The 18,398-nt window shown below is 70.7% G+C and carries 22 protein-coding genes, 1 tRNA gene and 1 riboswitch; of the genes, 8 read left to right on the plus strand and 15 right to left on the minus strand.

Going from position 1 to position 18,398, the window contains the following annotated elements; genetic code table 11:
• Positions 1-15 precede the first annotated feature (15 nt).
• From ABT123_RS13985 to ABT123_RS13995, 3 genes are read right to left on the minus strand one after another with little or no spacing between them, the layout of a single operon-like run.
• Positions 16-999, minus strand: a complete 984-nt coding sequence (locus ABT123_RS13985; RefSeq protein WP_351313058.1) for a YDG/SRA domain-containing protein — start codon at positions 997-999, stop codon at positions 16-18.
• 51 nt (positions 1,000-1,050) lie between these two features.
• Entirely contained in the window at positions 1,051-2,031 is a 981-nt protein-coding gene (locus tag ABT123_RS13990) for a hypothetical protein (RefSeq protein ID WP_351313060.1), read from the minus strand.
• A gap of 41 nt (positions 2,032-2,072) precedes the next feature.
• Positions 2,073-2,666, minus strand: a complete 594-nt coding sequence (locus ABT123_RS13995) for a GNAT family N-acetyltransferase (protein WP_351313061.1) — start codon at positions 2,664-2,666, stop codon at positions 2,073-2,075.
• Between the two features lie 154 nt (positions 2,667-2,820).
• On the opposite strand from ABT123_RS13995, the gene ABT123_RS14000 reads away from it, so the two are divergent.
• Complete coding sequence (locus ABT123_RS14000; RefSeq protein ID WP_351313062.1) at positions 2,821-3,009, plus strand: hypothetical protein; 189 nt, start codon at positions 2,821-2,823, stop codon at positions 3,007-3,009.
• A gap of 68 nt (positions 3,010-3,077) precedes the next feature.
• Positions 3,078-3,395: a hypothetical protein gene (locus ABT123_RS14005; RefSeq protein ID WP_351313064.1), complete on the plus strand. Its 318-nt coding sequence runs from the start codon at positions 3,078-3,080 to the stop codon at positions 3,393-3,395.
• Positions 3,396-3,569: 174 nt separating this feature from the next.
• Here the strand turns inward: ABT123_RS14005 and ABT123_RS14010 are convergent, their stop codons facing one another.
• From ABT123_RS14010 to ABT123_RS14030, 5 genes are all read right to left on the minus strand, one after another.
• The gene (locus ABT123_RS14010) at positions 3,570-4,898 is read right to left on the minus strand and encodes a DUF445 family protein (protein WP_351313066.1); all 1,329 of its coding nucleotides are present in this window, start codon (positions 4,896-4,898) and stop codon (positions 3,570-3,572) included.
• A 569-nt stretch (positions 4,899-5,467) separates the two neighbouring features.
• Positions 5,468-6,157: a DUF1707 SHOCT-like domain-containing protein gene (locus tag ABT123_RS14015; protein ID WP_351313068.1), complete on the minus strand. Its 690-nt coding sequence runs from the start codon at positions 6,155-6,157 to the stop codon at positions 5,468-5,470.
• 64 nt (positions 6,158-6,221) lie between these two features.
• Positions 6,222-7,187, minus strand: coding sequence for an ABC transporter ATP-binding protein (locus ABT123_RS14020; protein WP_351313069.1), 966 nt, complete (start codon positions 7,185-7,187; stop codon positions 6,222-6,224).
• A 10-nt stretch (positions 7,188-7,197) separates the two neighbouring features.
• Complete coding sequence (locus tag ABT123_RS14025) at positions 7,198-8,025, minus strand: ABC transporter permease (protein ID WP_351313071.1); 828 nt, start codon at positions 8,023-8,025, stop codon at positions 7,198-7,200.
• Between the two features lie 115 nt (positions 8,026-8,140).
• Complete coding sequence (locus tag ABT123_RS14030) at positions 8,141-8,968, minus strand: ABC transporter permease (protein WP_351313073.1); 828 nt, start codon at positions 8,966-8,968, stop codon at positions 8,141-8,143.
• 175 nt (positions 8,969-9,143) lie between these two features.
• On the opposite strand from ABT123_RS14030, the gene ABT123_RS14035 reads away from it, so the two are divergent.
• Positions 9,144-11,468, plus strand: a complete 2,325-nt coding sequence (locus tag ABT123_RS14035) for a transglycosylase domain-containing protein (protein WP_502970950.1) — start codon at positions 9,144-9,146, stop codon at positions 11,466-11,468.
• On the opposite strand, the gene ABT123_RS14040 is transcribed toward ABT123_RS14035, so the two are convergent.
• The 3 genes from ABT123_RS14040 to ABT123_RS14050 all read right to left on the minus strand — a co-directional run bounded on the left by ABT123_RS14040 (position 11,462) and on the right by ABT123_RS14050 (position 12,666).
• A complete protein-coding gene (locus ABT123_RS14040) occupies positions 11,462-11,782 on the minus strand; it encodes a DMT family transporter (RefSeq protein ID WP_351313075.1) in 321 nt (106 codons plus the stop codon). The genes ABT123_RS14035 and ABT123_RS14040 overlap by 7 nt on opposite strands.
• 31 nt (positions 11,783-11,813) lie before the next feature.
• A riboswitch (guanidine-III (ykkC-III) riboswitch) is annotated at positions 11,814-11,878 on the minus strand.
• Positions 11,879-11,950: 72 nt separating this feature from the next.
• Positions 11,951-12,292, minus strand: coding sequence for a GroES family chaperonin (locus ABT123_RS14045; protein ID WP_351313077.1), 342 nt, complete (start codon positions 12,290-12,292; stop codon positions 11,951-11,953).
• Positions 12,293-12,315: 23 nt separating this feature from the next.
• Complete coding sequence (locus ABT123_RS14050; RefSeq protein ID WP_351313079.1) at positions 12,316-12,666, minus strand: DUF3618 domain-containing protein; 351 nt, start codon at positions 12,664-12,666, stop codon at positions 12,316-12,318.
• Positions 12,667-12,741: 75 nt separating this feature from the next.
• Between ABT123_RS14050 and bcp the strand changes: the two genes are divergently transcribed.
• From bcp to ABT123_RS14070, 4 genes are all read left to right on the plus strand, one after another.
• A complete protein-coding gene (bcp, locus tag ABT123_RS14055) occupies positions 12,742-13,209 on the plus strand; it encodes a thioredoxin-dependent thiol peroxidase (protein ID WP_351313081.1) in 468 nt (155 codons plus the stop codon).
• 169 nt (positions 13,210-13,378) lie between these two features.
• A complete protein-coding gene (locus ABT123_RS14060) occupies positions 13,379-13,909 on the plus strand; it encodes an HNH endonuclease signature motif containing protein (RefSeq protein WP_351313083.1) in 531 nt (176 codons plus the stop codon).
• A complete protein-coding gene (locus tag ABT123_RS14065; protein ID WP_351313085.1) occupies positions 13,906-14,397 on the plus strand; it encodes an HNH endonuclease in 492 nt (163 codons plus the stop codon). Before ABT123_RS14060 ends, ABT123_RS14065 begins: the two co-directional genes overlap by 4 nt.
• Before the next feature lie 51 nt (positions 14,398-14,448).
• Positions 14,449-14,523 (plus strand) — tRNA-Leu (locus ABT123_RS14070).
• 55 nt (positions 14,524-14,578) lie between these two features.
• On the opposite strand, the gene rdgB is transcribed toward ABT123_RS14070, so the two are convergent.
• From rdgB to ABT123_RS14090, 4 genes are all read right to left on the minus strand, one after another.
• On the minus strand, positions 14,579-15,181 hold the full coding sequence (rdgB, locus tag ABT123_RS14075) for an RdgB/HAM1 family non-canonical purine NTP pyrophosphatase (RefSeq protein ID WP_351313087.1): 603 nt from the start codon (positions 15,179-15,181) through the stop codon (positions 14,579-14,581).
• A 31-nt stretch (positions 15,182-15,212) separates the two neighbouring features.
• Positions 15,213-15,596 carry a hypothetical protein gene (locus ABT123_RS14080; RefSeq protein ID WP_351313088.1) on the minus strand — a complete coding sequence of 128 codons (384 nt, stop codon included), beginning with the start codon at positions 15,594-15,596 and terminating at the stop codon, positions 15,213-15,215.
• A 145-nt stretch (positions 15,597-15,741) separates the two neighbouring features.
• On the minus strand, positions 15,742-16,467 hold the full coding sequence (gene rph, locus ABT123_RS14085) for a ribonuclease PH (protein ID WP_351313089.1): 726 nt from the start codon (positions 16,465-16,467) through the stop codon (positions 15,742-15,744).
• 98 nt (positions 16,468-16,565) lie between these two features.
• Positions 16,566-16,835 carry a PTS sugar transporter subunit IIB gene (locus tag ABT123_RS14090; RefSeq protein ID WP_351313091.1) on the minus strand — a complete coding sequence of 90 codons (270 nt, stop codon included), beginning with the start codon at positions 16,833-16,835 and terminating at the stop codon, positions 16,566-16,568.
• A 183-nt stretch (positions 16,836-17,018) separates the two neighbouring features.
• On the opposite strand from ABT123_RS14090, the gene ABT123_RS14095 reads away from it, so the two are divergent.
• Entirely contained in the window at positions 17,019-18,320 is a 1,302-nt protein-coding gene (locus tag ABT123_RS14095) for a PTS transporter subunit EIIC (RefSeq protein WP_351313093.1), read from the plus strand.
• Positions 18,321-18,398 lie beyond the last annotated feature (78 nt).

An 18,398-nucleotide genomic window follows, 5' to 3' on the forward strand; every position in this document is an offset into this window, starting at 1 on the left:
AAGACGGGGGCGCGGCTACTCTCCGGCGGAGTCACTCCAGAGCTTGTCCCACCACTCGCGCTGGTAGCGGGCGTAGGAGGAGTGAAGGCCGTGCCCCTTCTTCAGCAGGAGTTTGGGCAGTGTGGTGGGCGCCGTGCCCTCGGGCCTGCGCTCGATCACCGACCAGTCATCGGTGAAGGAGATGACACCGAGGTCGAGGCGCACGTGGCAGTTCGGGCACAGGCAAAGGATGTTCCGCTCGACGTCGGGCCCTCGGTGCGGCGCAGCCAGCGGCTTCAGGTGCGCGCCTTCGCTGTACGGCTTAGCGTCCGCACCCGTCAGCCGTATCCCGCAGGTCTGGCACTGTCCTCCGTAGAGGTCCTTGATGCGACGAGCGGCGGCTGCGTCTCGGACCATGCGCTGGACCTGCGTGGTCCGCGTGGCCGGGAACTTCTCCTCGTCTCCGAAACCGAAGGCCTCGGCGGCAGTGATCTCCAATGGCGTGAGCTCCTGCGCCGGCGTCGGCAGCCGCTCCAGCTCGAACTGGCAGATCTGGATGGGCTCACCCGTCAGGCTAGGGACTTTGGAGAGGGCCGTACGAACCGCCGTGATCGCATACAGGCCGTCGTAGCGGTAGCCGTCGCTCGGTGAATAGCGGCGATCGCCCTCGGAGCCTCGAAGGATGCGGATCGGGTGCCCGCGGTCGTAGCTGCGCCTCAGCGCTGCGTTGTCCCGGTAGTCCCAGCGCTGGCTCTTCGTCAGGGCCTTGGTCGTAGGGTCCCGTTCGACCTGGGGCGAGGCCCCGGTATAGATGATGCGATGCCATTCGTCGTCATCGTCTATGTAGCCACCGTTGAGGACGATAGCGTCCGAGACGTGCGCGCCATCCGCGTCCTTCAGTTGTGAGATGCCCCGCTGCATATCGCCGTGCAAGGAAGCGGCGAAGACGTCCTTGCGCCGTCGAAGCCTTCTGCCGGGCACAACGCCTTCAATGTGTCCAATGACCCGCTCTGCCTTCATCGGCACACCCTAAACGTCCTTGATCGCTCTCAGATAGCTCCTTTTCGCCACCTACAGCGGAAGGGCCAGCTGCTGGTGGCCGCGGGCTGTTGCCGTGGGTGGGGTCGGGCGGGTGGATGCCAGGGTGAGGAGGGTGTGGAGGGCCTGGGTTACCTCTTGGGGGGTGTTGCGGAGGATTGAGGGGGTCGTGGAGACCACCAGGATGCCGTGGGCTTCGAGGCGGAGGCGGCGGTGGAGGGTGGCGTGCCAGGAGTCGCGGGTGTAGTGGTACTCGGCCGAGTCGATCTCCAGGGCCACGCCCTGGTCCGGCCAGTACGCGTCCGGGCTGGCCAGGAAGGTGCCGTCCGGGGTGTAGAGGCGGGCGTTCCACAGCGGGGCGGGGAGGTCCGTTGCCGCCAGGGTCTCGCGGGCCTGGGCTTCGGCGAGGGAGCGGGTGCCGGCCAGGAGTTCGGCGGCGGCTGCGCGGGCCGCGGGGCGGTTCAGGAGGCGGGCCGTGCGGAGTTCGGCGTGCAGGTCGGCCGGGTGGCACCAGCCCGACTGGACCACGCCCGCCAGCACCGAGCGGACCAGGTCCGGGTCCTCGGCCCGGGCGGCGAAGTCGGCCGCGGCGCGGAGCGGGCGGGCGCTCGGGATACCGGAGACGGTGATCGTGGCCGGCCAGCGGCGGGTGGCCAGCGGGCGGACCCCGGCGGTGCGGGCCAGGGTGCGGGGGGCGCGGATCAGGACGTCGTGCGGGGCCGGTGGGGCGTCGCGTACGCCGAGCAGGGCGAGGGCGGCTCCGCCGGTGAGGGCCGCGGTGCCGCCGGACAGCGGGTCGGCGCCGGGCTGGGCGGCGTACAGGACGGCGGCCAGGGCCCGTTGGCGCGGGTCGGGCGGGCCGGTCTGGAGGAGGTAGACCCGGGGCAGCAGGCGTTGCCAGGGCCCGGAGGCGCGCCGGGTGCGGCCGGCGATGGTGGCCGACGGGATGCCGGCCCGGCGGAGCTGGTGGGCGGTGGCGAGGTTCAGTTGGCGGTGGGCGATGCGCGTGATCATGCGGGCTGTATGCCCGGGCGGGGGCGGGCGTAGCCGCGTCGTCAGACCACCACGGTCGTGCGGCGGTTCTTGGTCGCCTTGGGGGTCTTGGGGGTCTTGGGGGCCGAGGGGTGGTCCGGGGAAAGGAAGACCACCACGCCGTTCTCCGTGCCGGGCAGCGGCGGTACTTCGTGCCAGCCCAGGCGGCGGTAGGTGGCCACCGTGTCCACCGCCGCGCGGGCGGTGAGCAGCCAGGCCCGCCGGTCCGGTGCATCGGCCGTGATCTCGGCGAGCAGGGCGCGGCCGGTGCCGTGGCCGCGGGCGTGCGGGCGTACGGCGAGCTCGTCTATCTCCAGGGCGCCGATGAGGAGTTCGCGGACCCGGTCCGGGCCAAGCTGCGCGGCGACCTGGGCGTAGCCGCGGACCGTCGGGAACGGGGCCTTGGTCAGCCAGGCGGTGGCGAAGCCGTCGATGCCGGCCTCGGACTGGGCGAGGGCGGCCCGGAAGCCGGCCCGGCGGGTGTCGGCGGTCAGTCGCGTCGCGAACTGACGAATGGTTTCTTCGTCTTCGTTCCACGGCGGGGCGGAGAACACCTCGGCGTAGGTGTCGAGCAGTTCGTCCGACAGGTCGAGGACGGTCGGTCCGTAGCAGATCACGGTTGGCCGCTCCTGGAATGGGTGGGGGGATTTACTCCCCTTTGGAGAGTAAATCTACGCCTGCCCGGTTCCATCCGGCCGACCATCGACGGATCCGGCGAGTGTGCGACAAATCCGCCCGTGTCGGGTGCCTGCCCGCGGCCGTTGAGCGGGTGTGGACAGATTCATCGGAATGCTGGGCGCGTGCGCGCTCGCATTCCTCTTCGTGTTCCTGCTCGTGCTGGGCCTCCTCGCGTTGCTGCCCGCGCCCGTGCAGGCGGCGGTTCCGGATGCGGCGATCGGCGGGGCGGTGCTGGTGCTCGGTCTGCTGGGAGCCCGACTGATCGCCCGGCGCTCCCGTTAGCCTCGGGAGTCGGACCATGGACGGATTCATGGACGGATTCCGATGGATTCGGCGAAGGGACAGACATCATGGCGCAGGTACCCACCTCGGCAGTGGCCGCCGCAGGACTGGTCGGCGGGTACGCCGTCGCCCGCTTCACCCGTAAGCGCCCCCTGGGCGGGGTGGTGCTGGGCGCGGCCGGGATAGCGGCCGGACGGGAGTGGTACCGCCGGGCCGGTACCCCGGCCACGGCCGCCCTCTCCGCCCTGTACGTCGCGGGCTTCGCCGGGTCCCACCCGCTGGCCAAGAAGGTCGGCGCCTGGCCCGCCGTACTCGGGGTCGCGGGCGTGGTGGCCACCGCAGCCTGGGTGGTCGCCGACCGCGGCGGCCGGGACTGCCAGGGCTAGGCCGTCTCTTTCGGATCTTGCCGGTTAAGCCCGCGTCGTCCGGCGCCGTGCATCGCAAGGCGGAGAGGCGCCCTTGTACTGGGCGTACTCGGGCGCCTCGACAACGCAGCGAGGTGCGGTGCCGGGCGGCGCGGGCTAGGCAAGATCCGGAAGAGACGGCCTGGGCGGCCCCGGCTACGCGCCGAACGCCTGGGACACCGAGTAGATCAGCAGGCCCGCGAGGGCGCCGACCACCGTGCCGTTGATTCGGATGAACTGCAGGTCCCGGCCGATGTGGGCCTCGATCTTGCGGGAGGTGTGTTCGGCGTCCCAGCCCGCCACCGTGTCCGTGATCAGCGAGGTGATCTCGGCACGGTAGGTGGTGACCACGTACACCACCGCACCCTCGATCCAGCCCTCCACCTTCGACTGGAGCCGGCCGTCGGTGGCCAGCCGCGCCCCCAGGGACATCAGCGAGGAGCGGACCCGCAGCCGCAGTTCGCTGCGCTCGTCCTCGGCCGCCGAGATGATCATCGAGCGGATCGCCGACCATGCGGAGGCGATGACGTCCTGTACCTCGCCCCGGGCCAGGATCTCGGACTTCAGCCGTTCCACCCGGACCCGGGTGTCGGTGTCCGCCTGGAGGTCCGCCGCGAAGTCGGTCAGGAAGCGGTCGACGGCCCCGCGCGCCGGATGCTCGGGCATGTCCCGCATCTCGGTGACAAAGCGCAGCAGTTCCTTGTACACCCGGTCGCCGACCTTCCGGTCCACGAAGCGCGGGGTCCAGCCGGGGGCGCCGCCCTGGACCGCGTCCATCACCGAGTCCGCGTGGGTCACCAGCCAGTCGTGGGCCTTGACGCACACCAGGTCGACCACCCGCCGGTGGCCGCCGTCCGCGACGACCCGCTCCAGGGTCTTGCCGATGCCCGGCGCGATCTCGGCCGTCTCGGCCCGCCGCGTGATGGCCTCGCCGACCACCGCCTGGACGTCGGAGTCCCGCAGCACGGTGAGGGCGCCGCGCAGGGCCGTCGCGAGTTCGGCCGTGACCCGGTCGGCGTGGGCGGGCTCGGCCAGCCAGGCGCCGAGCCGGCCGCCGATGCCGAGGGCGTGCAGGCGGGCGCGTACGACGTCGGAGGAGAGGAAGTTCTCGCCGACGAACTCGCCCAGCGAGACGCCCAGCTGGTCCTTCTTGGTGGGGATGATCGCGGTGTGCGGGATGGGGAGTCCCAGGGGCCGCCGGAACAGGGCCGTGACCGCGAACCAGTCGGCCAGCGCACCCACCATGCCGGCTTCGGCGGCTGCTGCGACATAGCCGGCCCAGCCGCCGGCGCCCCAGGCGTGCTGGGCGACCTTGGCGAGTACGTAGATCACGGCGACCAGGAGCAGCAGGCCCGTCGCGGTGGCCTTCATCCGGCGGACGCCGCGCCTGCGCTCCTCGTCGGCCGCGCTGAACAGAAACGCGCCGGCCGCACCATGCCCGCCGGGCGAGCCTGGCTTGCCTTGTGGGCCCTGTGGGCCCGGCATGCCCGGTGCACCGGCCGCGCCGGACCCGGCTCGTCCGCCGGATCCGCCGGAGCCCGCCGATCCGCCGGATCCGGCTGGACCGGCTGCACCGGTTGATCCGCCAGGACCGCCTGGACCTGCCGGACTACCGGATCCAGCTGAGCCGCCTGGACCACCTGGACCCGAGGATCCGCCGGGACTGCCTAGACCCGCTGGACCGGCTGGACCGGCCGAACCGCCTGGACCCGCTGAACCGCCAGGGCCCGCCGAACCGGCCGAACCGCCGGGGCCCGCCGAACCGGCTGAGCCGCCTGAACCCGCCGCGCCGACTGGGCCCGCTGGACCGCCGGATCCGGCTGGACCGCCTGATCCGGGCCCAGTCGGCAGCCCGGCGCCGCCGCCTGGCCCCGAGCCGCCGGGCCCCGAGCCGGCGCCCGGCTCCGAGCCCGGGCCATTGCCCGCTTTCGCCGTGCGTTCCACGTGCTCCTGCCTTCCCCCGGGGGCCGCCGGTTTTGTCTGCATAGCATCCGACTCCCGGGAGCCGCCAGGAGTTCCCGGCACGCCGGAACGACCGCTCCTACCAGCTACAGCTACAGCTCCTTGCGCGGCTCCCCGCGCTCCAGCCCCGGCCCCCCGGGCCTCGCCTTCGGAGCCCGCACCTTCACCTCGACCGCGCCCCAGAAGGCCAGCCCCGTCACCACCACCCGCGGTGCCCCCGGCTCCGCCGGGCCCGGGCCGTCGCCCTGGTCGAAGGCGCCCATGAAGCCGAAGCCCCGGACGTCCACCTCCACACCCGGCGGCACGATGATCTCGATCCCGCCCATGACCGCGACGCAGTTGATCACGACCTCGCGCTCTGCGAACCGGGCCTCGCGCAGGTCGAGCTCTCCCCGCCCCCAGAACGCCACCGCGTTGAACCGCGCAGGCACCGTCCAGTGCCCGATCCGCTGCACCCGGGACATGACCGCCACCGCCGCGGTCGAGGTGCCCTCCCCGCCGATCCGGGCCGGCAGGCCCGCAGCGGAAGCCGGAGCCGGAGCCGCCCCCGCGGCCGGTGCGGCGGCCAGCGGAGCCGTGGCCCCCGCCGCCGGCAGGTCCCGGGTCAGCGGTTCCAGTTCCGCGTACGTCCGGGACGCGTACGCCGCCTCCAGCCGCTCCTCGAACTCCTCCATCGTGAGCCGGCCCTCGGCGACCGCGTCCCGCAGCCGCTCCACCACCCGCTCCCGGTCGGCATCCGAAGCCCGCAGTTCCGGCAGTTCCGGCTGCCTGTCATCGCTCATGAGCAACAGCCTAGCCAGTCACACTATTTACTCTCCGCTCAACCGGCCGACTATCCGCGGCCGACTATCCGCGGCCCGCGTACATCCGCGCGATCACGTCCTCGATGTCCGGCTCCCGCACCGACAGGTCGAGCAGCGGGTACGCCGCCGCCACCGCGGCCACCAGCGGAGCCGCCGACTGCGTCGCCGGGAACGCCAGCCACTGCCGCGGCCCCTCCACCTTCACCGTCCGCGCACCCTCCACCACAATCGGCGGAAGCTCCCGCTCCAGGTCCACCACCAGCGTGCGCTCGCTCTCCCCCGCCGACCCGGCCGCATGCAGCCCGCCGAGCGGCCCGTCGTACATCAGCCGCCCGTGGTCGATCACCATCACCCGCTCACACAGCTGCTCGATGTCCTGGAGGTCGTGGGTGGTGAGCAGCACCGTCGTGCCGAGCTCCTCGTTCAGCTGCCGCAGGAAGCCCCGCACCTTCGCCTTGCTCACCACGTCCAGCCCGATCGTCGGCTCGTCCAGGTACAGCACGTCCGGATCGTGCAGCAGCGCCGCCGCGATGTCCCCGCGCATCCGCTGCCCCAGCGACAGCTGCCGCACCGGTACGTCGAGCAGCTCGGCCAGGTCCAGCCGCTCCACGCACCGCTCCAGATTCGCCCGGAACCTGGCCTCCGGAACCCGATACATCCGCCGCATCAGCTGGTACGAGTCCTTGAGCGGCAGATCCCACCACAGCGTGGTGCGCTGCCCGAAGACCACCCCGATCCGGCTCGCCAGCCGGGTCCGCTCCGCCGACGGATCGATCCCGGCGACCCGCAGCCGGCCCCCGCTCGGGGTCAGGATGCCGGTCAGCATCTTGATCGTCGTCGACTTCCCGGCGCCGTTCGGCCCGATGTAGCCGACCACCTCCCCGGCCGCGACCTCGAAACTGATCCCGTCCACGGCCCTGACCTGGTGTTTCTCCCGCCGGAACAGGCCCGCCCGACGCCGTACGTCGAAGACCTTCTCGACCTCGCACAGCTCGATCAACGCATTCACGACCGCTGTCTCAACTCCCCGTACTGCGATACGAACGAAGGCCGGCCCGCCACGCCAGCGAGGCCGGTACGAACACCAGGAAGGCCACCACCGGGCTCAGGTACGCCACCCAGCCGGGCAGCCCCAGCGGATCCGGCCGCCCCAGCACCTCCAGCGCCGGCAGCCAGTTCACGAAGGCCAGCGGGACCACGAAGGTCACCCCGCGCAGCAGGTCCTGGGCGAAGATCGTCGGCGGGTACTGGAGCATCGTGCAGCCGCCGTACGTGAACGAGTTCTGCACCTCGGCCGCGTCCCCGGCGATGAACTGGAAGGCCGCCCCCGCCACCAGCACCGCGCCGAAGATCGCCGCCCCGGCCAGCACCATCACCGGCACCAGCAGCATCCGCCCGAGGGTCCAGTCCACGTCCAGCACCCAGACCGCCCAGCCCAGCACCGCCAGCCCCTGCGCGATCCGGCCGAGCCGGCGCAGCGCGAACCGGTCCGCCGCGACCTGGGCCAGTACCGGCACCGGGCGGACCAGCATCGTGTCCAGGGAGCCGTCCCGGATCCGCTGCCCGATCCGTTCGGTGTTGCCGAGCAGCAGGTCGGCCAGGCCCAGCGAGGCCGAGCAGGACCCGTACAACAGGGCGATCTCGGGCAGCGAGAACCCGCCCAGTGCGTCCACGTGCCGGAACATGATGTAGATGCCGATGAAGTCGAGGAGCGTGACCGCGGCGTTCCCGAAGGTCGCCAGCAGGAAGGACGTCCGGTACGTCATCGTCGCCCGGATCCACATCGCCACGATCAGCCCGTAGCCGCGCAGCCCTTCCACCGCGCGGTTGCGCCGCGGCACCTCCATCGGCCGTCGCGGATCCGGCACCCATGCCGATGGCGATGCCGATTCCGATGCCGCCGCTGATGCCGATGCCGGCCCGCCGGCGGTCTGCGACGCCCCGACCGTCCCCACGCGCGCCTCAGCCACCCTGGACCACCACCTTCCGCGTCGCGACCGACTGCACCAGCCGCCCGGCCCCCAACAGGACGACCGCCCAGCCGAGCTGGAAGCCCAGCGCCCCGGCCGCGCTCCCCGCCCCGGAGTGCTTGCCCAGCAGCACGTCCAGGGGCACCTGGAGCATCGCCGCCCAGGGCAGCGCCCGGACCAACTCCCCGAACCCGCCCGGGAACACCGACAGCGGCAGCACCATCCCGGAGAAGAAGATGCAGACCACGGTGGCCATCAGATTGACGCCCTGCCCGTCCAGCAGCCAGAACGCGGCCAACCCGAGCAGGTAGCGCAGCGCGAAGCTCACCACCAGCGCGAGCAGTACGGACACCACGAACAGCAGCCACCGCAACGGGTCGCCGGGCAGCGCCAGCCGGAAGGCGAGCGCCCCGACGGCCAGCGGCACCACCCCGCGGCCCAGCAACTGGAAGGCGGCACGGCCGAGATCGGCGGCCAGCCACCACATCTGGAGGTCGGCGGGCCGGTACAGGTCGACCGCGATGTCCCCGGTCCGGATCCGCTCCTGGACCTCCTCCTGGAAGCCGCCGCCGATGAGCGCGCCGGCAGCGAGCAGCGACTGGCTCACCCAGACGAAGGTGAGCGCCTCCGCCTGGTCGTAGCCGCCGAGGTCGGGGCGCTCCGCCCAGAGCGCTATGTACGTGTACGCGACGATGAAACCGAAGACGGTGTTGGTGAACACCCCCGCCGCGGTCGCGGTCCCGTAGGTGGCGAAGCGACGGAATCCCCCGGCCGCCACGGCCGGGTACAGCGAAGCTGCCGGACGCACTGTCAGGCGCACCGTTTCTCTCCCAACTCCTGCGTCGTTCCCACTTCGGCGAAAGCGCGCGAGCTTAGTGCGGAGGGGCGAGCCACGCGACCGATTTACGCCCGGCCGGAGCGGAACCACTCGCTCTCGGGTAGACACCACTAGGTACAGACATGGATATTTCGTGCGGCGCCGAGGAGTCCCGGAGATGAGCGACCAGTCACCACCGCCGGCCTGGTCTCCTCGCGACCCGGACACCACCCCAGGCCGGCCACAGACCAACCGGGAGAGAAGGCAGCAGAAGAAGAGGGAGCGGAAGCGGACCGGCTGGCGCCGGCTGTTCCCCACCTGGCGCATGCTGCTGGGCGCGGTCCTGCTCTTCGCCCTGCTCCTCGGCGGCGCCCTGATCGCCGGCTACCGGCTGGTCGACATCCCGCCCGCCAATGCCGCCGCCACCGCCCAGTCCAACGTCTACCTCTACGCCGACGGTTCACCCCTCGCCCGCGACGGCGAGATCAACCGCCAGAACGTGGCGCTCGCCCAGGTCCCGCGGACCGTCCAGGAGGCCGTACTCGCCGCCGAGGACCGGGACTTCCACTCCGAGCGGGCCGTGGACCCCAAGGCGATGCTCCGCGCCGCCTGGAACACGGCGACCGGCAAAGGCAGACAGTCCGGATCGACCATCACCCAGCAGTATGTGAAGAACTACTACCTGGGCCAGGAACAGACGATCAGCCGCAAGGTCAACGAGTTCTTCATCGCCGTCAAACTCGGCCGCGAGAAATCGAAGGACTACATCCTCGAGGGGTACCTGAACACCAGTTACTTCGGCCGGAACGCGTACGGGATCCAGGCCGCCGCCCAGGCGTACTACGGCAAGGACGTCGGCAGACTCACCACCGCCGAGGGCGCCTACCTCGCCACCCTCCTCAACTCCCCCTCCGCCTTCGACGTGGTCACCCACCCGCAGAGCCGCGGCCGGGCCCTGGCCCGCTGGAACTACGTACTCGACGGCATGGTCAAACAACAGTGGCTGACCCCGGCCGAACGCGCGGCGGCCCGGTTCCCCGAACCGCAGCAGGCCCGGCCGGCCTCGGGCCTGTCCGGGCAGCGCGGCTACCTGGTGGAAGCCGTGAAGGACCACATCACCGGCAACAAGATCCTCGACGAGACCACCCTCGCCGAGGGCGGCTACCGGATCACCACCACCATCGACAAGCACCGCCAGACCGCCTTCGTCGACGCCGTGGACGACAGACTGACGAGCAAACTGGCGCCGCAGACCCGGCCCGCGGACCGGCTGGTCCGGGCCGGCGGCGCGTCCATCGACCCCGCCACCGGAAAGGTGGTCGCCCTCTACGGCGGCATCGACTACACCCGGCAGTACGTCAACAACGCCACCCGGCACGACTACCAGGTCGCCTCCGCCTTCAAGCCGTTCGTGTTCGCCTCCGCCGTGGAGAACGACTCCCGCACCCAGGACGGCCGGCCCATCACCCCCAACACCCTCTACAACGGGGACAACAAACGGCCCGTCACCGGCAGCAGGATCCACTACGCCCCCGAGAACGAGGGACAGGACTCCTACGGGGACATCACCGTCAGCACCGCCACCGACCTCTCCGTCAACGCCGTCTTCGCGCAGATGGCCGTGGACGTGGGCACCCTCAAGGTCAAGGACACCGCGATCGCCCTCGGCATCCCGGCGAACACCCCCAACTTCGACCCGGGCCCCGCCATGGCACTGGGCACCATGCAGGCATCCGTCCTCGACATGGCGCAGGCGTACGCGACGCTGGCCGACCACGGCCGGTACACCCCGTACACCCTGGTCGAGAAGATCACCAAGGGCGGGGACGACATCGGACTGCCGAACCGGGACCCGCACCAGGCCATCAGCCGGGAGGCGGCCGACACGACCACCTCGATGCTGGTCAGCGTCGTGGACAACGGCACCGGCACGGCCGCGCTGGCCGCCGGCCACCCGGCCGCCGGCAAGACCGGCACCGGCGAGCTGGACCGCTCGGCGTGGTTCGCCGCCTACACCCCGGACCTGGTGACCGTGGTCGCGATGATGGGCCAGGACCCGGACACCGGAACCCTGCAATCCCTGTACGGGGCCCTCGGCGAGGCCCGGATCAGCGGGGGCGGCTACCCGGCCCGGATCTGGGCGGCGTACACGAAGGCGGCGCTGGAAGGCTCGGACCCCGTCGACTTCGACCTAGAACTCCAGCCGGGCGCCGACCGGCCCCTTCCCCCGCCACCCCCGCACGCCCGGCCACCACGCCCGGACCGCCCGCCGGCTCCGGCCCCGACGACCGGTATCGGCGAGCCCCGGGGCGGGCAGCTGAACGGAAGCCCGGCCAACGGCGGCCAGACGAACGGGGGTCAGACGGACGAGGGCACGAGGGACGAGGGCCAGCCGGAAGAAGGCCAGACGGAAGAAGGCCAGGCCCCGGGCGGTACGACGACCACCGGGGGCCCGGCCCAACCGGATGAGGATCCGGGTGAGGATCCGGGTGCAGATCAGTGACCCGAGGTCGCCTTCAGCCCCACCACCGCGACCAGCAGCAGACTGATGAAGAAGATCCGCGCGGCGGTCACCGGCTCACCGAGCACCACCATGCCCAGGATCGCCGCCCCGGCCGCGCCGATGCCGACCCAGACCCCGTACGCCGTACCGATCGGCAGGGTCTTCGCGGCCATCGACAGCAGCACCATGCTCGCGACGATGCCGGCACCGGTGAACACGCTCGGCCAGAGCCGGGTGAACCCCTCGGTGAACTTCATGCCGATCGACCAGCCGACTTCGATCAGACCGGCGAGCAGCAGCAGAACCCAGGCCATGACAGGAACCTCCGAGACGGGAGCAGTACGGGCTGCGTCGTCTTGTCCTGACCCGGTACGGCGCGTCTCGTCGGGTTCTCCCCCACCGTAGCAAAGAACAGGCAAAAGGGCTGGTGACGGTCATCACCAGCCCTTTTCGGACATCTGTCAGGTCGGGCCCAGGCCGGGCTACAGGTACAGCCCGGTGGAGTCCTCGGACCCCTCCAGCCGCTCCGCGGCCACCGCGTGCAGGTCCCGCTCGCGCATGAGGACGTACGTCGCGCCCCGCACCTCGACCTCGGCCCGGTCCTCGGGGTCGTAGAGCACCCGGTCACCGGGCTCCACGGTCCGGACGTTCTGCCCGACCGCAACCACCGCGGCCCAGGCCAGCCGCTTGCCCACCGCGGCCGTGGCCGGAATGAGGATGCCACCGCCGGAGCGGCGCTCACCCTCGGGCGAATCGGACCGCACGAGCACCCGGTCGTGCAGCATGCGGATGGGCAGCTTGTCGTGGTTGTGGTTCTCGCTCACGTCTGTGAACCTACCCGCCCGGATCAGCCGCGCTTGCGGCGGGCCGACACCGCCAGCAGCCCGACCACCCCGACGGCGAGCAGGGCAACCGGCACGATCCGCTCGAGCCGCGGCTCGCCGGTTTCGGTGCGCAGCCCGCCCTTGACCTCCGCGACCAGGCGGTTCACGGTGCCGAGGGCCCGGCCGGCGGCATGGTCCACATGCGAGGCGACCTTGGCCTTGGCATCCCCGATGATCGTCTTCGGGTGCACGCGCACGCCGATCTCGTCGAGCGTCTCGGCGAGCTGCTCGCGCCGGCGGACGATGTCCGCCTCGATCTGCGCTGGGGTCCTGACGTCCGACACCGCGCTGCCTCCGTGGTCGTCTGTGGGCATGGTCCTGGTCCTTCATGGACAGTCTGTCAGCTTAGTCTCGTCGGGTACTGATCCCCTCCCGAGGAGACTGTGAACATGAGCGAGCGACTCCAGCCCGGCGACCCCGCCCCGGCCTTCACCCTGCCCGACGCGGACGGCAACGAGATCTCGCTCGCCGACCACCTCGGCCGCAAGGTGATCGTCTACTTCTACCCGGCCGCGCTGACTCCGGGCTGCACGAAGCAGGCCTGCGACTTCACGGACAACCTGGAGGTGCTGGCGACGGCTGGCTACGACGTGATCGGTGTCTCCCCGGACAAGTCGGAGAAGCTGGCGAAGTTCCGCGAGAAGGAGCACCTGAAGGTCACGCTGGTCGGCGACCCGGAGAAGGAGGTCCTGGAGGCGTACGGCGCGTACGGCGAGAAGAAGCTGTACGGCAAGACGGTGACGGGTGTCATCCGCTCCACGGTGATCGTGGACGAGGAGGGCAAGGTCGAGCGCGCGCTGTACAACGTCAAGGCGACGGGCCACGTAGCCAAGATCATCAAGGACCTGGGCATCTGACCCCGGCCCCGCCTTCCCATGGAACGGCCCGCACCGAACCGGTGCGGGCCGTTCCGTATCGGACGACACACGAGAACGGCTCGCAGAGGCGGCGGGGTCGTCGCGGACGCTGAGCGAGGCGCTGGAGAGGCTGGGGGTGGACCCGCGGGGCGGGTCGCGGAGGCGATACGTGCATGACCGCATGCGGAAGCTCGGGGTCGTTACCTCCCACTTCGAACGGGAGGGGGTGAAGTGGACGAAGGAGATCCTCGAAGAGGCCGTGGCCGGCTCCCGCAACATGTACGAGGTGCTGCACCACCTCGGCTTGGACGCCGTGGGCGGCCATCACGCCCACATCAGCCGCAAGGTGAAGGCGTTCGGGATCGACACCAGCCACTTCACCGGACCGACCCGGACGGAGCGGACGCGGAACAACGGCCGTCGCCGCGCCCCCGAGGAGATCCTCCGCGACGACCGTTCCCCGCAAGCCGCGAGGACGCCGAACTCCCGACTGAGGCGCGCCCTCCTGGAGGTCGGGACCAAAGAGTGCTGCGCCTTCTGCGGCATCGAGGCGGTCTGGCAGGGCGATCCGCCCCCCTTGGAGGTGGACCACATCGACGGCGACTGGCGCAACAACCGGCGGGAGAACCTGCGGTTCCTCTGCCCCAACTGCCACTCGACGACGGACACCTACCGAGGCCGGGGCAAGGGCCGGCGATGACCACCGCCAAACGGCTCCCCCGGCCGACGGCAGCGGAACTCCGGCGCGCGGTGGACACGTCGAGTTCCTTCGCGGAGGCGCTTCGGCGCCTCAGGCGGCCGGACAATCACCACCAGCGCGCGTACCTACGGAGATGGGTCACGGACGAGGGGATCAGCACCGCTCACTTCCTGGGCCAAGCCCACCAGCGCGGCAAGCCGTCGCCCACCGCCAAGACGCCGGACGAGGTGCTCATCCACCACGACAGGCAGCGGCGAACCAGCACAAAGACGCTGCGCCGGGCGCTGCGTGCGATCGGCGTGCCCGAGCGCTGCGACCGGTGCGGGACCCCGCCCGAGTGGTGCGGACGCTCCATGACCCTGGAGATCGACCACGTCAACGGTGACTGGAGCGACGACCGTCGGGAAAACCTCCGACTACTGTGCCCCAACTGCCATGCAACCACGAGCACCTGGTGCCGTGGCGGCACCCGTCAGCGCCAGGGTTGAGGTCTTCGTGCCACCTCCTCCCCACGACCGTTACAGTAGGCGGGCAGCATTGGGCCCGTACCCCAGCTGGCCAGAGGGCGCCGGTTTAGGTCCGGTGTGTCGTGGGTTCGAGTCCCACCGGGCCCACATTGAAGGCCGGTCACGCTCGATGAGAGTGTGACCGGCCTTCGTGTACGGGGCCTCAGCCGAGGAGCTCCCGGACCACCGGGACCAGGGCGCGGAAGGCCTTGCCGCGGTGGGAGATCGCATTCTTCTCCGCCGCCGACATTTCCGCGCACGTCCGCGCCTCCCCCTCCGGCTGGAGGATCGGGTCGTACCCGAAGCCGCCCGAGCCCGCCGGGGTGTGGCGGAGGGTGCCCAGGAGGCGGCCCTCGACCACGCGTTCCGTGCCGTCCGGGAGGGCGAGGGCTGCGGCGCAGGCGAAGTGGGCGCCGCGGTGGGGGGTCTCGATGTCGGAGAGCTGGGCCAGCAGCAGCGACAGGTTCGCGGCGTCGTCGCCGTGGCGGCCGGCCCAGCGGGCCGAGAAGATGCCGGGGGCGCCGTTCAGGACGTCCACGCAGAGCCCGGAGTCGTCGGCGACGGCCGGCAGGCCGGTGGCCTGGGCGAGGGCGTGCGCCTTCAGCAGGGCGTTCTCCGCGAAGGTGACGCCGGTTTCCTTGACGTCCGGGATCTCGGGGTAGGCGTCCGCGCCGACCAGCTCGTGCGGCAGGCCGGCGTCGGACAGGATGGCGCGGAGCTCGGTGACTTTGCCCGCGTTGCGGGTCGCGAGGATCAGGCGGGTCATGGTCACCGATTATCCAGGGTCGAGGCCGGGGTCAGGGGGTGCAGACCTTGGAGAGCTCGGCGGCGGCATCCGCGACGGGCTTGATGTCCGGGGTGGCGTCGCCCTGTTCGATGGCGGTGCGGACGTTCTTGACGGCCGTGTTCATCGAGTCCATGGCCTTCTTCAGGTCCGCGTTGTCGCTCTGCTCGCCGACCTTCTTGAGGCTTTCCTCTATCTGGTTGAGGGCGTTCTTCGCGTCCTCCGGGCTGTTGCCCGCGTTGGAGACGGCCTGCTGGAGGTCGTTGGCGGCGTCCGCGACGGCAACGGCGGTGTTCGCGCAGTCCAGGGCGGTGGAGATCGCGTCGCAGGCGGAGAGCGCGGGGACGGTCAGGACGGCGGCCAGGGCCATGGCTGCTGCGCGGTGCTTCTTCTGCATCGGGACGGCTCCCCCTCGAGTACGGATACGCGGATATACAGGCAAGTAAGTACGTAAATATGTGGACGGGTGCACGGCTTCAACACCGTGCACCCGTGCCAGGTAGGACGCCCGCGGCGGGGTTCATGGTTGCCGCGGGGGGCGATCAGCCTTCCAGTGCGTGCAGCTGGATGGCCTCCAGGTCCGCGCAGCCGCCGGCCGCGAGGTCCAGGAGGGCGTTGAGTTCCTTGCGGTCGAAGGGCTCGCCCTCGGCGGTGCCCTGGACCTCGACGAAGCGGCCGTCGCCGGTGCAGACCACGTTCATGTCGGTCTCGGCGCGGACGTCCTCCTCGTAGCAGAGGTCGAGGAGCGGGACGCCGTCGACGATGCCGACGCTGACGGCGGCGACGGTGCCGGTGAGCGGCTTGCGGCCGGCCTTGATCAGCTTCTTGGACTGGCCCCAGGCGACGGCGTCGGCGAGGGCGACGTAGGCGCCGGTGATGGCGGCGGTGCGGGTGCCGCCGTCGGCCTGGAGGACGTCGCAGTCCAGGACGATGGTGTTCTCGCCGAGTGCCTTGTAGTCGATGACGGCACGCAGGGAGCGCCCGATGAGCCGGGAGATCTCGTGGGTGCGTCCGCCGATCTTGCCGCGTACGGATTCGCGGTCGCCGCGGGTGTTGGTGGAGCGGGGCAGCATCGAGTATTCGCTGGTGACCCAGCCTTCGCCGCTGCCCTTGCGCCAGCGCGGGACGCCTTCGGTGAAGGAGGCGGTGCAGAAGACCTTGGTGTCACCGAAGGAGATGAGGACGGAGCCCTCTGCGTGCTTGCTCCATCCGCGTTCGATGGTGACCGGGCGGAGCTGTTCGGGCGTACGGCCGTCAATGCGAGACATGGCTCCGAGCCTAGCCTGCGCGGGTGCACGCGAAGACCCCGTCCGGATCGTCCCGGACGGGGTCTGGTCGCGCGTGCGGGGTGAGCCGGGGGCTCAGCTCACATCATGTCTTCGATCTCACCGGCGATCGGGTCGGCGTCGGTGCCGATGACGACCTGGATCGCGGTGCCCATCTTGACGACGCCGTGGGCGCCGGCGGCCTTCAGGGCGGCCTCGTCGACGAGCTCGGGGTTGACGACCTCGGTGCGGAGGCGGGTGATGCAGCCCTCGACCTCTTCGATGTTCTCGATACCGCCGAGCCCGGCGACGATCTTCTCAGCCTTGGTGGCCATGTGTTCTCCCTGAGTGCCTGAGTACGGGGTCCGCACAACTGGTCCGCTTTGTCACGGTAGCCCACGGTTGGCCCAACTTCGCGAGCGCGCGTCCGCCGGCTGCCGAATGATGACGATCAACAGCCACCCGCCCGCCGGGCGGTGATCTGCGACGGCATCACAACTGGTCTACACCAGTGTGGCCCAACTGCCAAAACGGGCCGGTCAGGGAGGACGGAGATGAGCGCGAGCAGCGCCGCCGCAGCGCCACGGCAGCAGTGGTGGAACGGCTTGTTCCAGGGGCTCCAGAAGATGGGGCGCAGTCTGCAGCTGCCCATTGCCGTCCTGCCCGCGGCGGGCATCATCACCCGGCTGGGACAGCCCGATGTGTTCGGCGCGGAAGGCCTGGACTGGACCGTCGTGGCCAACGTGATGAAGGGTGCGGGCGAAGCCCTGCTGGACCCGGACCTCGGCCTGCCCCTGCTGTTCTGCATCGGTGTCGCCATCGGCATGGCGAAGAAGGCGGACGGTTCCACGGCACTGGCCGCCACGGCCGGCTTCCTCGTCTACCGGGGGGTGCTGCACGCCTTCCCGGACCCCTGTCCGCCGCTGACGAGGGAGGTCGGGGGCGGCTGCCTGACACCGACCGACACCTTCACCGGGTTCACGTACCAGAACCCGGGGGTGTTCGGCGGCATCATCATGGGCCTGTTGTCCGCCTGGTTCTGGCAGCGGTACCACCGGGTGAAGCTGGTCGACTGGCTGGGCTTCTTCAACGGCCGCCGGCTGGTGCCGATCGTCATGTCCTTCGTCGGGATCGGCTTCGCCGCGCTCTGCCTGTGGATCTGGCCGCCGGTGGGCAACGGGCTGGAGAGCTTCTCCGACTGGCTGGTGAGCCTGGGTTCCTGGGGGTCGGGCATCTTCGGCGTGGCGAACCGCGCGCTGCTGGTGATCGGCCTGCACCAGTTCCTCAATGTGCCGGTGTGGTTCCAGTTCGGCTCGTACACCAAACCGGACGGGGTGACGGTGCACGGCGACATCAACATGTTCCTGAGCGGCGACCCGACGGCGGGCCAGTTCCTGACCGGCTTCTTCCCGATCATGATGTTCGCCCTGCCGGCGGCGGCCCTGGCGATGACGCACTGCGCCAAGCCGCAGCGCCGCAAGGAGGTCGGGGGCCTGATGCTGTCGGTCGCGCTGACCTCTTTCGTCACGGGCATCACGGAGCCGCTGGAGTACTCCTTCCTCTTCGTGGCCCCGGCGCTGTACGCGATCCACGCGCTGCTGACGGGTGTGTCGATGGCGGTGAGCTGGGCCCTGGGGGTCAAGGACGGGTTCAGCTTCTCGGCCGGCCTGATCGACTACATCCTCAACTGGAACCTGGCGACGAAGCCCTGGTTGATCATTCCGATCGGCCTCGCCTTCGCCGCCGTCTATTACGTGATCTTCCGGTTCGCGATCACCAAGTGGAACATCCCCACGCCGGGCCGGGAATCCGACGAGGAGATCGCGGCCATGGAGGCGGAGAACACCAAGGCGTAGGCCCTGACGGGGCTTTGAGCCCGCCCTCGGAAGGCCCTCGGATCCTGCGATCCGGGGGCCTTCCGGTGTGCTCGGGGG

Origin of the sequence: Streptomyces sp. NPDC002054 (assembly GCF_040296685.1) — a bacterium.
Lineage (GTDB): Bacteria > Actinomycetota > Actinomycetes > Streptomycetales > Streptomycetaceae > Streptomyces.